The 14,825-nt window shown below is 72.9% G+C and carries 15 protein-coding genes; 5 read left to right on the plus strand and 10 right to left on the minus strand.

Annotation, left to right across the window (positions count from 1 at the left end):
• Positions 1-2: 2 nt before the first annotated feature.
• The 5 genes from hutU to hutH all read left to right on the plus strand — a co-directional run bounded on the left by hutU (position 3) and on the right by hutH (position 7,233).
• Positions 3-1,661, plus strand: a complete 1,659-nt coding sequence (gene hutU, locus OG598_RS21180; RefSeq protein WP_328650738.1) for a urocanate hydratase — start codon at positions 3-5, stop codon at positions 1,659-1,661.
• Entirely contained in the window at positions 1,658-2,860 is a 1,203-nt protein-coding gene (locus tag OG598_RS21185) for an allantoate amidohydrolase (protein ID WP_328650739.1), read from the plus strand. Before hutU ends, OG598_RS21185 begins: the two co-directional genes overlap by 4 nt.
• A gap of 292 nt (positions 2,861-3,152) precedes the next feature.
• Positions 3,153-4,514: a formimidoylglutamate deiminase gene (locus tag OG598_RS21190; protein ID WP_328650740.1), complete on the plus strand. Its 1,362-nt coding sequence runs from the start codon at positions 3,153-3,155 to the stop codon at positions 4,512-4,514.
• Positions 4,511-5,698 (plus strand): imidazolonepropionase, encoded by a 1,188-nt coding sequence (gene hutI / locus OG598_RS21195; RefSeq protein WP_328650741.1) that lies wholly within the window; start codon positions 4,511-4,513, stop codon positions 5,696-5,698. The genes OG598_RS21190 and hutI overlap by 4 nt, the downstream gene beginning before the upstream one ends.
• The gene (gene hutH, locus OG598_RS21200) at positions 5,695-7,233 is read left to right on the plus strand and encodes a histidine ammonia-lyase (RefSeq protein WP_328650742.1); all 1,539 of its coding nucleotides are present in this window, start codon (positions 5,695-5,697) and stop codon (positions 7,231-7,233) included. The genes hutI and hutH overlap by 4 nt, the downstream gene beginning before the upstream one ends.
• A gap of 62 nt (positions 7,234-7,295) precedes the next feature.
• On the opposite strand, the gene rdgB is transcribed toward hutH, so the two are convergent.
• The 10 genes from rdgB to clpS all read right to left on the minus strand — a co-directional run bounded on the left by rdgB (position 7,296) and on the right by clpS (position 14,771).
• Positions 7,296-7,910: an RdgB/HAM1 family non-canonical purine NTP pyrophosphatase gene (gene rdgB / locus OG598_RS21205; RefSeq protein WP_328650743.1), complete on the minus strand. Its 615-nt coding sequence runs from the start codon at positions 7,908-7,910 to the stop codon at positions 7,296-7,298.
• Positions 7,907-8,632: a ribonuclease PH gene (gene rph, locus OG598_RS21210; RefSeq protein ID WP_328650744.1), complete on the minus strand. Its 726-nt coding sequence runs from the start codon at positions 8,630-8,632 to the stop codon at positions 7,907-7,909. Before rph ends, rdgB begins: the two co-directional genes overlap by 4 nt.
• A gap of 9 nt (positions 8,633-8,641) precedes the next feature.
• Positions 8,642-9,811, minus strand: a complete 1,170-nt coding sequence (locus OG598_RS21215) for a glycosyltransferase (protein ID WP_328650745.1) — start codon at positions 9,809-9,811, stop codon at positions 8,642-8,644.
• Positions 9,808-10,950: a glycosyltransferase family 4 protein gene (locus OG598_RS21220; RefSeq protein ID WP_328650746.1), complete on the minus strand. Its 1,143-nt coding sequence runs from the start codon at positions 10,948-10,950 to the stop codon at positions 9,808-9,810. Before OG598_RS21220 ends, OG598_RS21215 begins: the two co-directional genes overlap by 4 nt.
• 110 nt (positions 10,951-11,060) lie before the next feature.
• On the minus strand, positions 11,061-11,804 hold the full coding sequence (locus tag OG598_RS21225; protein ID WP_030331266.1) for an MBL fold metallo-hydrolase: 744 nt from the start codon (positions 11,802-11,804) through the stop codon (positions 11,061-11,063).
• A gap of 223 nt (positions 11,805-12,027) precedes the next feature.
• Positions 12,028-12,993 (minus strand): PLP-dependent cysteine synthase family protein, encoded by a 966-nt coding sequence (locus OG598_RS21230; protein WP_328650747.1) that lies wholly within the window; start codon positions 12,991-12,993, stop codon positions 12,028-12,030.
• 11 nt (positions 12,994-13,004) lie between these two features.
• A complete protein-coding gene (locus OG598_RS21235) occupies positions 13,005-13,376 on the minus strand; it encodes a MoaD/ThiS family protein (protein WP_328650748.1) in 372 nt (123 codons plus the stop codon).
• Between the two features lie 66 nt (positions 13,377-13,442).
• The gene (locus tag OG598_RS21240; protein WP_030487200.1) at positions 13,443-13,931 is read right to left on the minus strand and encodes a Mov34/MPN/PAD-1 family protein; all 489 of its coding nucleotides are present in this window, start codon (positions 13,929-13,931) and stop codon (positions 13,443-13,445) included.
• A gap of 52 nt (positions 13,932-13,983) precedes the next feature.
• The gene (locus OG598_RS21245; protein WP_328650749.1) at positions 13,984-14,484 is read right to left on the minus strand and encodes a DUF2017 domain-containing protein; all 501 of its coding nucleotides are present in this window, start codon (positions 14,482-14,484) and stop codon (positions 13,984-13,986) included.
• Complete coding sequence (gene clpS, locus OG598_RS21250) at positions 14,481-14,771, minus strand: ATP-dependent Clp protease adapter ClpS (protein WP_088946433.1); 291 nt, start codon at positions 14,769-14,771, stop codon at positions 14,481-14,483. Before clpS ends, OG598_RS21245 begins: the two co-directional genes overlap by 4 nt.
• Between the last annotated feature and the right edge of the window lie 54 nt (positions 14,772-14,825).

Raw genomic sequence — 14,825 nt, forward strand, 5'->3', positions numbered from 1 at the left:
AGATGACCCGACCCATTCGTGCCGCACGGGGCAGCCAGCTCACCACCCGCGGGTGGCAGCAGGAGGGCGCCCTGCGGATGTTGATGAACAACCTCGACCCCGAGGTGGCCGAACGCCCCGACGACCTGGTGGTCTACGGCGGCACCGGCAAGGCGGCGCGGGACTGGCCGTCGTACCACGCGTTGGTCCGCACGCTGACCGACCTGCGCGAGGACGAGACGATGCTGGTGCAGTCGGGCCGCCCGGTCGGGGTCATGCGCACCCACGAGTGGGCTCCCCGGGTGCTGCTGGCCAACTCGAACCTGGTCGGCGACTGGGCGACCTGGCCGGAGTTCCGCCGCCTCGAACAGCTCGGCCTGACCATGTACGGGCAGATGACGGCCGGTTCGTGGATCTACATCGGCACCCAGGGCATCCTCCAGGGCACCTACGAGACGTTCGCGGCGGTGGCCGCCAAGAGGTTCGAGAGCACCCTCGCCGGCACGCTGACGCTGACCGCAGGCTGCGGCGGAATGGGCGGCGCGCAGCCGCTCGCGGTCACCATGAACGGCGGCGTCTGCCTGATCGTGGACGTGGACCGCACCCGGCTCGACCGTCGCGTGCACGACCGCTACCTGGATGAGGTCGCCGACTCCCTGGACGACGCGATCGCTCGGGTCCGCGCCGCGAAGCGGGAGCGCCGGGCGTTGAGCGTGGGCGTGGTCGGCAACGCCGCCGAGGTCTTCCCGGAGTTACTGAACCGGGGCGTCGAGATCGACATCGTGACCGACCAGACCAGCGCGCACGACCCACTGGCGTACCTGCCGGTGGGGGTGGAGCTGGCCGAGGCCCGGGAGTACGCCGCGGCGAAGCCGGCCGAGTTCACCGACCGGGCCCGCGCGTCGATGGCGACGCACGTCGAGGCGATGGTCGGCTTCCTCGACGCCGGCGCCGAGGTGTTCGACTACGGCAACTCGATCCGGGGTGAGGCGCAGCTCGGCGGCTACCAGCGTGCCTTCGACTTCCCGGGCTTCGTGCCCGCGTACATCCGGCCGTTGTTCTGCGAGGGCAGGGGTCCGTTCCGGTGGGCGGCGCTCTCCGGCGACCCGGCCGACATCGCGGCCACCGACCGGGCCATCCTCGACCTGTTCCCGGAGAACGAGTCGCTGGCCCGTTGGATCAAGCTGGCCGGTGAGCGGGTCGCCTTCCAGGGCCTGCCGGCGCGGATCTGCTGGCTCGGTCAGGGCGAACGGGACAAGGCTGGTGTGCGGTTCAACGACATGGTCGCCTCCGGCGAACTCTCCGCCCCGGTGGTGATCGGCCGTGACCACCTGGACACCGGCAGCGTCGCGAGCCCGTACCGGGAGACCGAGGGGATGGCCGACGGCTCCGACGCCATCGCCGACTGGCCGCTGCTCAACGCCCTGGTCAACACGGCCAGCGGGGCTTCCTGGGTGTCCATTCACCACGGCGGCGGGGTGGGCATCGGCCGGTCGATCCACGCCGGGCAGGTGTGCGTGGCCGACGGCACCGCCCTCGCCGGCCAGAAGATCGAGCGGGTGCTCACCAACGACCCGGCGATGGGCGTCATCCGGCACGTCGACGCCGGCTACGAGAGCGCCCGCGAGGTCGCCGACCGCACCGGGGTCCGGGTCCCCATGACGGAGGGTGGCACCGCGTGAGCGACGACCTTTCCGCCCGGTTCCGGGCGCTGTGGGACGAGATCGCGCCGGTCGGGCGGGACGCCGACAGCGGCGGCTATCTGCGGTACGCGTTGACCGAGCCGGAGCGGGAGCTGCGCGCCTGGTTCCGGGCGCAGGCCGAGCGCCGCGCCATGCCGGTCACCGAGGACGGCAACGGCAACCTCTTCGCCCACTGGGGTGACCCGGAAGCGTCCGACGCGGTGCTCACCGGCAGCCACTTCGACTCGGTGCCGCACGGCGGGGCGTACGACGGGCCGCTCGGCATCGTGAGCGCGTTCCTCGCAGTGGACGAGCTGCGTGCCGCGGGCGTCACCCCCGGCCGGCCGCTGGTGCTGGGTGCCTTCGTCGAGGAGGAGGGGGCACGCTTCGGCGTACCGTGTCTGGGGTCGCGGCTGCTCACCGGGGCGCTGTCGGCCGAACGCGCGGCCGGCCTGCGCGACGCGGCCGGGGTGAGCTTCGCCGAGGCGCTCGGTGACCGGCCCGCGGGCGCCCGCCCGGAGGTGCTGGGCCGGTTCGGCGCCTTCGTCGAGTTGCACGTCGAGCAGGGCCGCGCGCTCGTCGACACGGACGCGCCGGTCGCGGTGGCCAGCGCGATCTGGCCGCACGGCCGGTGGCGCTTCGACGTCGTCGGCGAGGGCAACCACGCGGGCACCACCCGGATGGCCGACCGCCGCGACCCGATGCTGACCTACGCGTTCACGGTGCTGGCGGCCAACAAGGAGGCCCGGCTGCGCGGCGCGCACGCCACAGTGGGCCGGGTCGCCGTCGAACCCAACGCCACGAACGCGATCCCGTCGAAGGTGACCGGCTGGCTGGACGCCCGGGCGGCCGACCCGGAGACGCTGACCGGGCTGGTCGACGCGGTACGCGGCAAGCTCGCCGAGCGGGCCCGCCGCGACGGTACGACGGTGACCGTCACCGAGGAGTCGGCCACCCCGGTGGTCGCCTTCGACGGCGGGCTGGCCAACCGCCTGGCCACACTGCTCGACGCACCGGTGCTGCCCACCGGCGCGGGGCACGACGCCGGGGTGTTCGCCGCTCACCTGCCCACCGCGATGCTCTTCGTGCGCAACCCGACCGGCGTCTCGCACTCCCCCGCCGAGGCCGCCACCGACGACGACTGCGCGGCCGGGGTACGGGCGCTGGCCCGGGTGCTGGAGGAGCTGACATGCCGGTGACCGACGTGGCGAGCCGCCCCTCGGACGGCACGGAGCTGCGGCGTCGGTGGGTGCGGAGTCTCCGGCGTGGCGAGGTGCCGCATCTCCTGTTGTCGTCCTTTGGAGCTGATGTCGTAAACGAATCAGCCAAAGAGCCCCACCTGTCGGCGTCACCCCAACTGTCGGCGTCACCCCACCTGTCGGCGTCACCCCACCTGTCGGCGTCACCCCGGCCGCCGGTGGCACCCCGGCGGCTGATGTCACCCCGGCCGCTGATGTCGCAGACGATTCAGCTCCAAAGGAGGCGAGGAGTATGACCACCGCCCGCTGGCTCGCTGAATACGCCTGGCTGCCCGAGCACGCCGAGCCCACGCCCGACGTGCTCATCGAGGTCGAGGACGGCCGGATCACAGCGGTGACGCCGCTGACCCCCGACAGCCGGCCACCGGCGGGGGTCGAGGTGTACGCCGACGCGGCGCCGCTGCCCGGCCTCACAGTGCCCGGCCTCGCGAACGCGCACTCGCACGCCTTCCATCGGGCGCTGCGCGGGCGTACCCACGGTGGGCGGGGTGACTTCTGGACCTGGCGGGACCAGATGTACGCCGTCGCGGACCGGCTGGACCCGGACACCTACCTCGCGCTGGCCCGGGCCGTCTACGCCGAGATGGCGCTCGCCGGGATCACCTGCGTGGGCGAGTTCCACTACCTGCACCACCGACCGGACGGCGGCGCCTACGACGACCCGAACGCGATGGGCTCGGCGCTGGTGGAGGCCGCCGCGCACGCCGGGATCCGGCTCACACTGCTGGACACCTGCTACCTGACCTCCAGCGTGGACGGTCGACCCCTCGCCGGGCCGCAACGCCGCTTCGGCGACGGTGACGCGGGCCACTGGGCCGAGCGGGCTTCGGCGTTCCCACCGACGGACCCGCACGTCCGGGTCGGCGCGGCGGTGCACTCGGTGCGGGCCGTCCCGGCCGATCAGTTGCATACTGTCGCTGACTGGGCCCGGGAGCGGCAGGCGCCGCTGCACGTGCACCTCTCCGAGCAGCCCGCCGAGAACGACGAGTGCCGGGCCGTGCACGGGCGCTCGCCCACCGCGCTGCTCGCCGAGCACGGCGTGCTCGGGCCGCACACCACCGCCGTCCACGCCACCCACCCCACCAGCGCGGACCTGTCCCTGCTCGCCGACAGCCGGACCGGCGTGTGCCTCTGCCCGACCACAGAGCGGGACCTCGCCGACGGCATCGGCCCGGCCCGGCTGATGGCCGACGCAGGCATCCGGTTGAGCCTCGGCAGCGACAGCCACGCCGTGATCGACCTGTTCGAGGAGGCTCGGGCGGTCGAGCTGGACGAGCGGCTGCGCACCCGCCGGCGCGGTCACTTCGCGCCGCTGGACCTGCTGAACGCGGCCAGCGTCGCCGGGCACGCCGCGCTGGGCTGGGCCGACGCCGGGAGGATCGCTGTGGGCGCCCGCGCCGACCTGGTGACGGTACGCCTGGACAGCGCCCGCACCGCCGGGGTGCCGCCGGTGGGCGCGTTCTTCGCCGCCGGCGCGACCGACGTCGAGCAGGTGGTGGTGGACGGCCGGGTGGTGGTGGCCGAGGGCCGACACCTGACAGTGGACGTGCCGGCCGAACTGTCGTCCGCGATCGAGGCGGTGACACCCGCATGAGCGGCAGCCTGCTGGTCGACAACATCGGGGAGCTGGTCACCAACGGCGCCGGCGAGGGCCCGCTCGGCATCCGCCGCAACGCCGCGGTGCTGGTCGAGGAGGGCCGGGTGGTCTGGGTCGGGCCGTCCGCGTACGCGCCGGCCGCCGACCATCACGTCGACGCCGGTGGGGCCGCCGTGCTGCCCGGCTTCGTGGACAGCCACGCCCACCTGGTCTTCGCCGGGGATCGGGCCGCCGAGTTCGCCGCCCGGATGGCAGGTCAGCCCTACACCGGCGGCGGCATCCGGACCACTGTCGGTGCCACTCGAGCCGCCACCGACGAGGAGCTTCGGGCCACGGTGCGCCGGCTGCGCGGGGAGGCTCTGCGCCAGGGCACCACGACCATGGAGATCAAGAGTGGGTACGGCCTGACCGTCGCCGACGAGGCCCGCTCGCTGCGGATCGCCGCCGAGACCAGCACCGAGACCACCTTCCTGGGCGCGCACGTGGTGCCCGCCGAGTACGCCGACCGCCCCGACGACTACGTGGGGTTGGTCTGCGGGCCGATGCTGGCCGCCGCCGCCCCGTACGCGAAGTGGATCGACGTGTTCTGCGAGCGGGGCGCCTTCGACGTGGACCACGCCCGCGCCATCCTGGCCTGCGGTCAGGCCGCCGGGCTGGGCGTACGGCTGCACGCCAACCAGCTCGGCCCCGGCCCCGGGGTGCAGTTGGGCGTGGAGCTGGACGCGGCCAGCGTCGACCACTGCACCCACCTGAGCGACGCCGACGTGGCCGCGCTGGCCGACACGGCCCACAGCGACGGGTCGGGCACCCGCACCGTGGCGACACTGCTGCCCGGCGCGGAGTTCTCCACCCGCTCGCCCTACCCGGACGCCCGCCGGCTGCTCGACGCCGGTGTCACTGTGGCGCTGGCGACGGACTGCAACCCCGGCTCGTCGTACACGTCGTCGATGCCGTTCTGCGTGGCCCTCGCGGTCCGCGAGATGCGGATGACCCCGGCGGAGGCGGTCTGGGCCGCCACCGCCGGCGGCGCGCGGGCGCTGCGCCGCGACGACATCGGTGTCCTCACCCCCGGCGCGCGGGCCGACCTCGTCGTCCTCGACGCGCCGTCACACCTGCACCTGGCCTACCGGCCCGGTGTCCCCCTGATCCGCCAGGTAATACGCAACGGAGTTCCGCAATGACGCACGTGACCATTCAGCCCACCGGGATCTCCTCCGACGACGTGTTCGCGGTGGCCCGCGGCACCGCCACCGTCGTCCTCGCCCCGGCCACCGTCGACGCGATGGCGACCAGCCGGGCCATCGTGGACGGCATCGAGTCGTCGGGCCGTCCCGTCTACGGGGTCTCCACCGGGTTCGGCGCGTTGGCGAACACCTTCATCGCCCCGGAGCGGCGGGCCGAGCTGCAACACGCGCTGATCCGCTCGCACGCCGCCGGGGTGGGTGCCCCGATGCCGCGCGAGGTGGTCCGGGCCATGATGCTGCTGCGGGTCCGGTCCCTCGCCCTGGGCCGATCCGGGGTCCGGCCGCTGGTCGCGGAGGCCCTTGTCGACCTGCTCAACCACGACATCACCCCCTGGGTGCCGGAGCACGGCTCGCTGGGCGCCTCCGGTGACCTGGCGCCGCTGGCGCACTGCGCGCTGGTGCTGCTCGGCGAGGGCTGGGTGCTCGGCCCGGCCGGTGAGCGGCAGGACGCGGCCGACGCGTTGACCGCCGCCGGGCTCAAGCCGATCGAGCTGGCCGCCAAGGAGGGGCTGGCGCTGATCAACGGCACCGACGGCATGCTCGGCATGCTGCTGCTGGCCATCCACGACGCGGCGCACCTGTTCGCCATGGCCGACGTGACGGCAGCGCTGGCCATCGAGGCGATGCTCGGCTCGGAGCGGCCGTTCCTGCCCGAGCTGCACGCGATCCGGCCACACCCCGGTCAGGCGGCGTCGGCGGCGAACATCCACCGCCTGTTGCAGGACTCCCGGGTGATGGACTCGCACCGCGACGACCTGGCGCACGCCGTGCAGGACGCGTACTCGATGCGCTGCGCGCCGCAGGTGGCCGGCGCGGCCCGCGACACACTGGACTTCGTCCGCACCGTCGCCGGCCGGGAACTGGTGTCAGTGGTGGACAACCCGGTGGTGCTGCCGGACGGCCGGGTCGAGTCGACGGGTAACTTCCACGGCGCACCGCTCGGCTTCGCCGCGGACTTCCTCGCCATCGCCGCCGCCGAGGTGGGCGCGATCGCCGAGCGGCGGGTCGACCGGCTGCTCGACGTCACCCGCTCCCGGGAGCTGCCGGCGTTCCTCTCCCCCGACGCCGGGGTCAACTCCGGGCTGATGATCGCCCAGTACACGGCGGCCGGGATCGTCGCCGAGAACCGTCGACTGGCCGCCCCCGCCTCGGTGGATTCGCTGCCCACCAGCGGAATGCAGGAGGATCACGTCTCGATGGGCTGGGCGGCGGCCAAGAAGCTGCGTACTGTCCTGGACAACCTGACCAGCCTGCTCGCGGTGGAGCTGCTGGCCGGCGTGCGCGGCCTCCAGTTGCGCGCCCCGCTGGAGCCGTCGCCGGCCGGCCGGGCGGCCGTCGCCGCGCTCGGTGCGGCAGCCGGCGAGCCCGGCCCGGACGTGTTCCTCGCCCCGGTGATGGAGGCGGCCCGCGCCGTCGTCGCCGGGCCGGAGTTGCGCGCCGCCATCGAACGGGAGGTCGGCCCGCTGGGCTGATCTCCGGCGGGTCGCTGTCGTCCGCCGCGGGTCAGGCGGCGGGCGGCAGCACCTGGTGCCCGTCAGGCGGGCGGCAGCACCTTGGCGATCAGTTTGGCCAGCTCGCGCAGCGCCTTGCCCCGGTGACTGATGGCGTCCTTCTCCGCCGGGGTCAGCTCCGCGTTGGTCCGGTCCTGTCCGTCGCCCAGGAAGATCGGGTCGTAGCCGAACCCGCCGTCACCGCGCGGCGCACGCAGCACCCGCCCGGACTGCCGGCCGTCGACGAGGTGTTCCTTGCCGCCGGGCAGCACCAACGCCACGGTGCAGACGAACGAGGCGGCCCGCTGCTCGTCCGGGACGTCGGCGATCTGGTCCAGCACCAGCTGAAGGTTGGCCCGGTCGTCGCCGTGCTGGCCGGACCAGCGGGCGCTGAACACCCCGGGCATGCCGTTGAGCGCGTCGACAGCGAGCCCGGAGTCGTCGGCGATGGTCGGCAGCCCGCTCTGCCGGCAGCCCTCCCGCGCCTTGATCAGCGCGTTCTCGCCGAAGGTCAGGCCGGTCTCCGGCAGCTCCGCGTACTGCTCGACGTCGTCCAGCCCGAGCAGGGCGATCCGGTGCGCGCCGAGCGCGCCGTCCAGGATCCGCTGTAGCTCGACCAGCTTCTTGCGGTTACGGGTGGCGAGCAGGACCTTGTTCATGCGAGTGCCTTCCGCTGGGCTTCGGCCAACTCGGCGCAGCCGGCGACGGCCAGGTCGAGCAGGGCGTCGAGCTGGTCGCGGGCGAACACGCCCGCCTCGCCGGTGCCCTGCACCTCGACGAAGTCGCCCGCACCGGTGCAGACCACGTTCATGTCCACCTCGGCGGCGACGTCCTCCTCGTAGCAGAGGTCGAGCCGGGCCTCCCCGGCGATGATCCCCACGCTGACCGCGGCCACCGAGCGGTGCATCACCTTCTCCGGCTTGCCGGCCAACGCCTTGCGGGCGGCGAGCCAGCCCACCGCGTCGTGCAAGGCGACGTACGCGCCGGTGATCGCTGCCGTGCGGGTGCCGCCGTCGGCCTGGAGCACGTCGCAGTCGAGCACTATCGAGTTCTCGCCGAGCGCCTTGAGGTCGATGCTGGCCCGCAGACTACGGCCGATCAGCCGGGAGATCTCGTGGGTACGGCCACCGACCCGACCCTTGACGCTCTCCCGGTCGGAGCGGGTGTTGGTGGCCCGGGGCAGCATCGCGTACTCGGCGGTCACCCAACCGAGCCCGGAGCCCTTGCGCCAGCGGGGCACCCCCTCGGTGACGCTCGCCGTGCAGAGCACCCGGGTGCCGCCGAACTCGACGAGCACCGAGCCCTCCGGATGGGTGCTCCAGCCACGGGTCAGGGTCACCGGTCGAAGTTGAGAGGGCCCTCGCCCGTCAGGTCGCACCATGCCTGCACCCTATGCGGTGCGGCGATCCACCTCGCTCGCGGTGCCCCGAGGAACGTCCGCGCCGTGCACACCGAGGAACCCGGCGACCGCGGCCGGCCAGCCGAACTTCTCGGCCCGCGCCCGGGCGGCCCGCCGCCGCTGCGCCTCCGGCCGGGCCGCCAGGCGGGTCACCGCCGCCGCCATCGACGCCCCGGAGCCGTACGCGGCCAGCCCCGCCTCGCCGACCACCTCGGGCAGCGCGCTGGCCGCGTTGACCACCACCGGGGTGCCACAGGCCAGCGCCTCCAGGCCGGCGAGGCCGAAGGTCTCCACCGGGCCGGGCGCCAGCACCACGTCGGCGCTGGCCAGCAAAGCGGCCACCGCGCTGCGGTCCGGCAGGAAGCCGGTGAACGTCACCGGCAGTCCTGCCGCCCGGCGGGCCAGCGCGCCGCGCAACGGGCCGTCGCCGACCATCACCAGCACCGCCGGTACGCCCTCGCGGCGCAGCTCGGCGAGGGCCTGCACGGCCAACTCCGGCCGCTTCTCCGCTGACAGCCGGGCGCAGTGCACCAACAGCACCTCGTTGGAGTCGCCGTACCGCTCGCGCACCAGCGGGTCGGCCCGGGACGGGGAGAAGGTGTCCAGGTCCACCCCGAGCGGCACCAGGTCCAGGTTGTCGACGCCGATCCGGTCGAACTCCTCGGCAGCCCATCGGGTGGTGCAGACGATCCGGTCGTACGCCCGAGCCGTCGCCTGGTTGAGCCGGTCGGCAATGGGCCGGCGCAGCGTGTCTGGCACACCCCACTGGCCGAGCAGCCCGGTCAGCGACTCGTGCGACACCATCACCGACGGCACCCCGCGCGACCGCGCCCACCGGCCCGTCCACCGCAGTGTCGACCGGTCGGAGACCTCCAACCGGTCCGGTGTCAGGTCGTCGAGGAGCTGGGCCAACCGGCGTCGGCCGGTCAGCAGCCGGTAGCCACCGCTGCCCGGCAGCCGCGGCCCGGGCACTGTGATCACCCGCCCCCACGGGTACGTCTCGTCGGCGGCCCGCTGACCGGGTATCACCAGCACCGGATCGTGGCCGGCCGTTCGGTAGCCGGCACCGAGGTGCCGCAGCGCGGTACGCAGGCCGCCGGAGCGTTCCGTGACGAAGTTGGCGAGCCGCACGATCCGCAGCCCACCGGTGGCCCCGGTCACGAGGCGGCCGGCAGGCCGACGGTGGCGGCGACGGCGCGTACCGCGTGGTAGTGCCCGATCAGCTCGTCGCCGACCGCCGCCCAGCTACGGCGACTGACAGCGACGCGGGCGGCCAGCCCGTAGGCCCGCCGCCGGTCGTCGTCACCGGTCAGCTCGGCCACCGCCGCGGCGAGCGCGTCGCCGTCGTTCGGTGGCACCAGCAGCCCGGTCACGCCCTCGTCGACCAGGTCGACCGGGCCACCGCTGGCCGGTGCCACGACCGGCACCCCGGAGGCCAGCGCCTCCTGGATGGTCTGGCCGAAGGTCTCGTGCGGTCCGGTGTGCACGAACAGGTCGAGGCTGGCGTAGAGCCGCGCGAGGTCCTCGCCCTGCTGCACGCCCAGGAAGGTCACCCCGGGAAGCTCGCGGGCCAACTGCCGGCGGGTAGGGCCGTCGCCGGCCACCACCACCCGCACCCCGGGCAGTCGGGACGTCGCCGCCAGCAACTCGACCCGCTTCTCCGGGGCGAGCCGCCCGACGTAGCCGACCAGCAGCTCACCGCCGGGCGCCAGCCGGTCCCGCAGCGCGGCGCACCGCTTGGCCGGGTCGAAGCGAACGGCGTCCACACCGCGCCGCCACAGCCAGATCCGCTGCACACCGTTCGCGATCAGGTCAGCGGCGGCCCGGGTGGAGGGGGCGAGGGTGCGCTGCGCCGAATTGTGGATTTCGCGGATCCGCCGCCAGGCCGCCGCCTCACCCCAACTCACCCGGTACGCCCGGGCGTACGCCGCCACATCGGTCTGGTAGACGGCCACCGTGGGCAGCCGGTTCCGGCTGGCCAGCATGGCCGCCCGGGCGCCCAGGACGAACGGGCTGGCCAGGTGCACCACGTCCGGCTCGGCCGAGAGCAGCGCTCCGGTCAGTCGGGCGTTTGTCGGTACGCCCAGCCGGAAGCCCTGGTAGCGGGGCAGCGGCAGGCTCGGAATGCGCACCACCGGGTACGGCAGCCGGTCGACACCCTGCCGGCCACCGGGCGGGGCGGGCGCGATGACCACCGGCTCATGGCCCCGGTGGAGCAGGTGCTCCGCCGTCCGCACCACTGAGTGCGCGACGCCGTTCACATCCGGTGGGAACGACTCGGTCACGATGGCGATCCGCATGCCCACACCGTGCGGGTGCCACGGGTGCGCCAGACGACCGTCCGCTGACCGGCCGGCGAACAGTACGGCACAACACCGCGGCCCGGCCTCGCGAACCGGGACTCGGTGCGTCAGACGTCGTAGCTGGCGCCGGGCCGGACCACCTCGAGCGGCCCGGTGTACGCGGAAGCGGCCGACTCCAATGTGTGCGCCTCGCTGCCCCAGGCGGGCACCAGGTGGGTGAGCAGCAGCCGACCCACAGCGGCCTTGGTCGCCGCCTCGCCGGCCTCCCGACCGGTCAGGTGCAGATCCGGCGGATTGTCCATGCCGTCGAGGTAACTGGCCTCGCAGAGGAACACGTCGGCGTTCTGGGCCAACCGCAGCAGCGCCTCACAGGGCGCGGTGTCCGACGAGTAGCACAGCGAACGGCCGTCGTGCTCCAGCCGCACACCGTACGTCTCGACCGGGTGGTTGACCCGGTCGACGGTGACGGCGAACGGGCCGATCGGGAAGGTGCCCGGCTGGAGCGCGTAGAACTGGTAGACGTCCTCCACCGAACCGTCGTCGCCGTAGGCGGCGCTGAGCCGGTCCGGCGCGCCGGCGGGCGCGTACACCGGCAGCGCCGGGTAGGGGCCGTCCGGGGCGTACCGGCGCACCACCACGTACAGCACGGCGTCGAACATGTGGTCGCAGTGCAGGTGGGTCAGCAGGATGGCGTCCGGGGCGTGCAAGCCCGCGTACCGCTGGAGGCTGGACAGCGACCCCGAGCCGAAGTCGACGAGGAGCCGGAAGCCGTCAGCCTCGACGAGGTAGGCCGAGCAGGGCGACTCGGGGCCAGGGAAACTGCCGGCGCTTCCCAGAACGGTCAGTCGCATCGAGTGGTCTCGCTGTCACTATCAGTAGCACCCGCGCCGGCGCTGGTCCCGGCCATGATCTCTACCGACGCGTACGCCACGCTGCGCAGCCTACGCTGGCGCACCCGGCAGCAAGAATCATCCAACGGAAGTTGTCACGAACGTGACACCCGCTCGCGGTACGTCGGGATGCGTACGGGCCGTCGACGAATGTCGACGGCCCGTAGTCGGCAGACCAGACCGGTCAGGCCCAGAGCTGCCCCTCCAGGGCGTCCTCGGCATCGGCGAGTGTGCCGCCGTACGCGCCGGTGGACAGGTACTTCCACCCGCCGTCACACACCACGAAGGCCACATCGGCCCGCCGGCCGTCGCGCACCGCCTCGTGCGCCACCGCCAGCGCGGCGTGCAGGATCGCACCGGTGGAGAACCCGGCGAAGATGCCCTCCACCTCCACGAGCTGGCGGGTACGCAGCACCGCGTCCCGGGTGCCGACCGAGAACCGCCGGGAGAGCACCGAGGCGTCGTAGAGCTCCGGAACGTACCCCTCGTCGATGTTGCGCAGGCCGTAGACCAACTCGCCGTAGCGCGGCTCGGCGGCCACGATCTGAATGCCCTCGACCTTTTCCCGCAGGTAACGCCCGGTGCCCATCAGGGTGCCGGTGGTGCCCAGCCCGGCCACGAAGTCCGTGATGCTGGGCAGGTCGTGCAGCAGCTCCGGCCCGGTCGTCTCGTAGTGTGCCCGCGCGTTGGCCTCGTTGCCGTACTGGTAGAGCATCACCCAGTCGGGGTGCTCGACGGCGATCTGCTTCGCCGTGGCGACCGCCTGGTTGGAACCACCCGCCGCCGGCGAGAAGATGATTTCGGCACCGTACATCCGGAGCAGTTGCACCCGCTCGGTGGAGACGTTCTCCGGCATCACACAGACCAGCCGGTAGCCGCGCAGCTTGGCCACCATGGCCAACGAGATGCCGGTGTTGCCACTCGTCGGCTCGAGGATGGTGTCACCCGTGCGGAGCCGGCCAGCCTCCTCCGCCGCCCGGACCATGAACAGCGCCGCGCGGTCCTTGATGCTGCCGGTGGGGTTACGGTCCTCCAGCTTGGCCCAGAGCCGCACCGGAGGGGCCCCGTCGGGCACCGTCGGGGAGAGTCGGGGCAGGCCGACCAGCGGCGTACCCCCGCAGGCGTCGAGCAGGCTGTCGTACCGCGCCATGGCGGCCGACCTCAGCGAGCCGCGACGGCGTCGCGGGCCACCGCGGCGGCGACACTCTGCGAGCTGATGCTGTGCGAGCTGATCGCCGCTGCCGCCGCGAAGCCGAACGCGCCGCCGGCCACCGCCGGCAGGATGGTGACGCTGTCGCCGTCGGAGAGCTTCGCGTCGAGCGCGCCGAGGAAGCGGACGTCCTCGTCGTTCACGTAGACGTTGACGAAGCGGTGCAGCGTGCCCGCGTCGGTGATCAGCCGGCCGCGCAGACCGCCGTGCCGGGAATCCAGGTCGGTGAGCAGATCGGCAAGCGTGTCGCCGGTGCCGTCGACGACCTTGGCGCCGCCGGTGTAGCTGCGCAGGATGGTGGGGATGCGAACTTCAATGGCCATGATGTGGAACTCCTCGATCGGGTGTGCCTACGGTGACGGGACGAGACGGGCTGCGGCGCTGACAGGTCAGCGGCCGGAACACTCGTAATCGACCGTCGCCGGGCTCTGCCCGAACATGTAGGACTGGACGGCGTGCGGGTCGACACCGGCCTCCACGACACGGACCGGCTCCTCGGTGACCACGCCGTCGACGATCCGGAACGACCGGATCTCCTCCGAGTCGGGCTCACGGGTCGAGACGAGCAGGTAGTGGGCCCCCGGCTCACCGGCGAAGGAGACATCCGTCCGCGACGGATACGCCTCGGTCGCGGTGTGCGAGTGGTAGATGACGACGGGCTCCTCGTCCCGGTCGTCCATCTCCCGCCACACGCGCAGGTGCTCCATCGAGTCGAACTCGTAGAAGGTCATCGACCGCGCGGCATTGTCCATCGGGATGTGCCGGGTCGGGGTGTCGCTGCCGACGGGACCGGCGACCACGCCGCACGCCTCGTCAGGGTGATCCCGGCGCGCGTGGGCGACGATCGCGTCGATGATCGACCGGTCGATGCTCAGCACGTGCACCAGCCTAACGCCTGCCGGGCACGGGCCGAAGTGGTGCCGGTCACCCCTAGTCGATCAAGGCGTTGAGCAGCGACTCCTGTAGGTACCCGAGATAGGCGTAGACCGAAAGCTGGAACACCCGGCTGGAACCCGGGTCCTCAGCGACCGCGTCGTCCAACTCCTCGCCCAGATCCGTGCCGTCCTTGATCTCCAGGCGGACGCCCATCGCGAGCCGGGCGTCGTTCAGTGCCCGCAACCACGCTTCGGCGGCCTCGGCGTCGAGCCGCACCTCGCCACCGGCGTCGTCCGGCAACGCGGCCAGGATCGCCCCCGCCTGATCGATCTTCGCGGTCTTCAGGTCGCCCTCGGTGTAGCGGCGAAACTCGGCGGTGCCCGGAGCGTCCTTCGGGTAGACCGCCGGAAAGAGCCGACCGACCACCGGGTCGGTGTGGTCGAAGCCGTCGGTGAGCAGACCCACCACCTCGGAGGCGACCTTGCGCAGCACCCGCACCTCGTCGACGGCGAAGACGGCGACGTAGTGACCGGCCTGGCGATGGAACATGCTCATGATCTGTCCACCGTCGCCCACAGCCCGTACGCGTGCAGCTGCGACGCGTCGTGCTCCATCCGTTCGCGGGCGCCGGTGGAAACCACGGCACGGCCCTTGTGGTGCACGTCCAGCATCAGCTGTTCGGCCCTCTCCCGGCTGTAGCCGAAAAGCTTCTGGAAGACCCAGGTCACGTACGTCATCAGATTGACCGGGTCGTCCCACACGATCGTCACCCACTGCCGGTCGGACGCCGGCACCTCGTCAGTGTCCGGCGTCTCGACCGGTGCAACCTGCGGAGCCGCCATGCCCCCCATCGTGCCACCGGTTTCCCGGAACCGAGGAACCGGAACGCCGGCCCG

It is taken from the genome of Micromonospora sp. NBC_00330 (assembly GCF_036136635.1).
GTDB classification, from domain to species: domain Bacteria; phylum Actinomycetota; class Actinomycetes; order Mycobacteriales; family Micromonosporaceae; genus Micromonospora; species Micromonospora salmantinae.

Excerpts from the sequence above, each read along its gene's own strand:
- rph (WP_328650744.1), bottom strand. The coding sequence starts at position 8,632 with ATGGTGCGACCTGACGGGCGAGGGCCCTCTCAACTTCGACCGGTGACC.
- OG598_RS21225 (WP_030331266.1), bottom strand. The coding sequence starts at position 11,804 with ATGCGACTGACCGTTCTGGGAAGCGCCGGCAGTTTCCCTGGCCCCGAG.
- OG598_RS21220 (WP_328650746.1), bottom strand. The coding sequence starts at position 10,950 with ATGCGGATCGCCATCGTGACCGAGTCGTTCCCACCGGATGTGAACGGC.
- hutU (WP_328650738.1), top strand. The coding sequence starts at position 3 with ATGACCCGACCCATTCGTGCCGCACGGGGCAGCCAGCTCACCACCCGC.
- hutH (WP_328650742.1), top strand. The coding sequence starts at position 5,695 with ATGACGCACGTGACCATTCAGCCCACCGGGATCTCCTCCGACGACGTG.
- hutI (WP_328650741.1), top strand. The coding sequence starts at position 4,511 with ATGAGCGGCAGCCTGCTGGTCGACAACATCGGGGAGCTGGTCACCAAC.
- OG598_RS21245 (WP_328650749.1), bottom strand. The coding sequence starts at position 14,484 with ATGAGCATGTTCCATCGCCAGGCCGGTCACTACGTCGCCGTCTTCGCC.
- OG598_RS21230 (WP_328650747.1), bottom strand. The coding sequence starts at position 12,993 with ATGGCGCGGTACGACAGCCTGCTCGACGCCTGCGGGGGTACGCCGCTG.
- clpS (WP_088946433.1), bottom strand. The coding sequence starts at position 14,771 with ATGGCGGCTCCGCAGGTTGCACCGGTCGAGACGCCGGACACTGACGAG.
- OG598_RS21190 (WP_328650740.1), top strand. The coding sequence starts at position 3,153 with ATGACCACCGCCCGCTGGCTCGCTGAATACGCCTGGCTGCCCGAGCAC.
- rdgB (WP_328650743.1), bottom strand. The coding sequence starts at position 7,910 with ATGAACAAGGTCCTGCTCGCCACCCGTAACCGCAAGAAGCTGGTCGAG.
- OG598_RS21235 (WP_328650748.1), bottom strand. The coding sequence starts at position 13,376 with ATGGCCATTGAAGTTCGCATCCCCACCATCCTGCGCAGCTACACCGGC.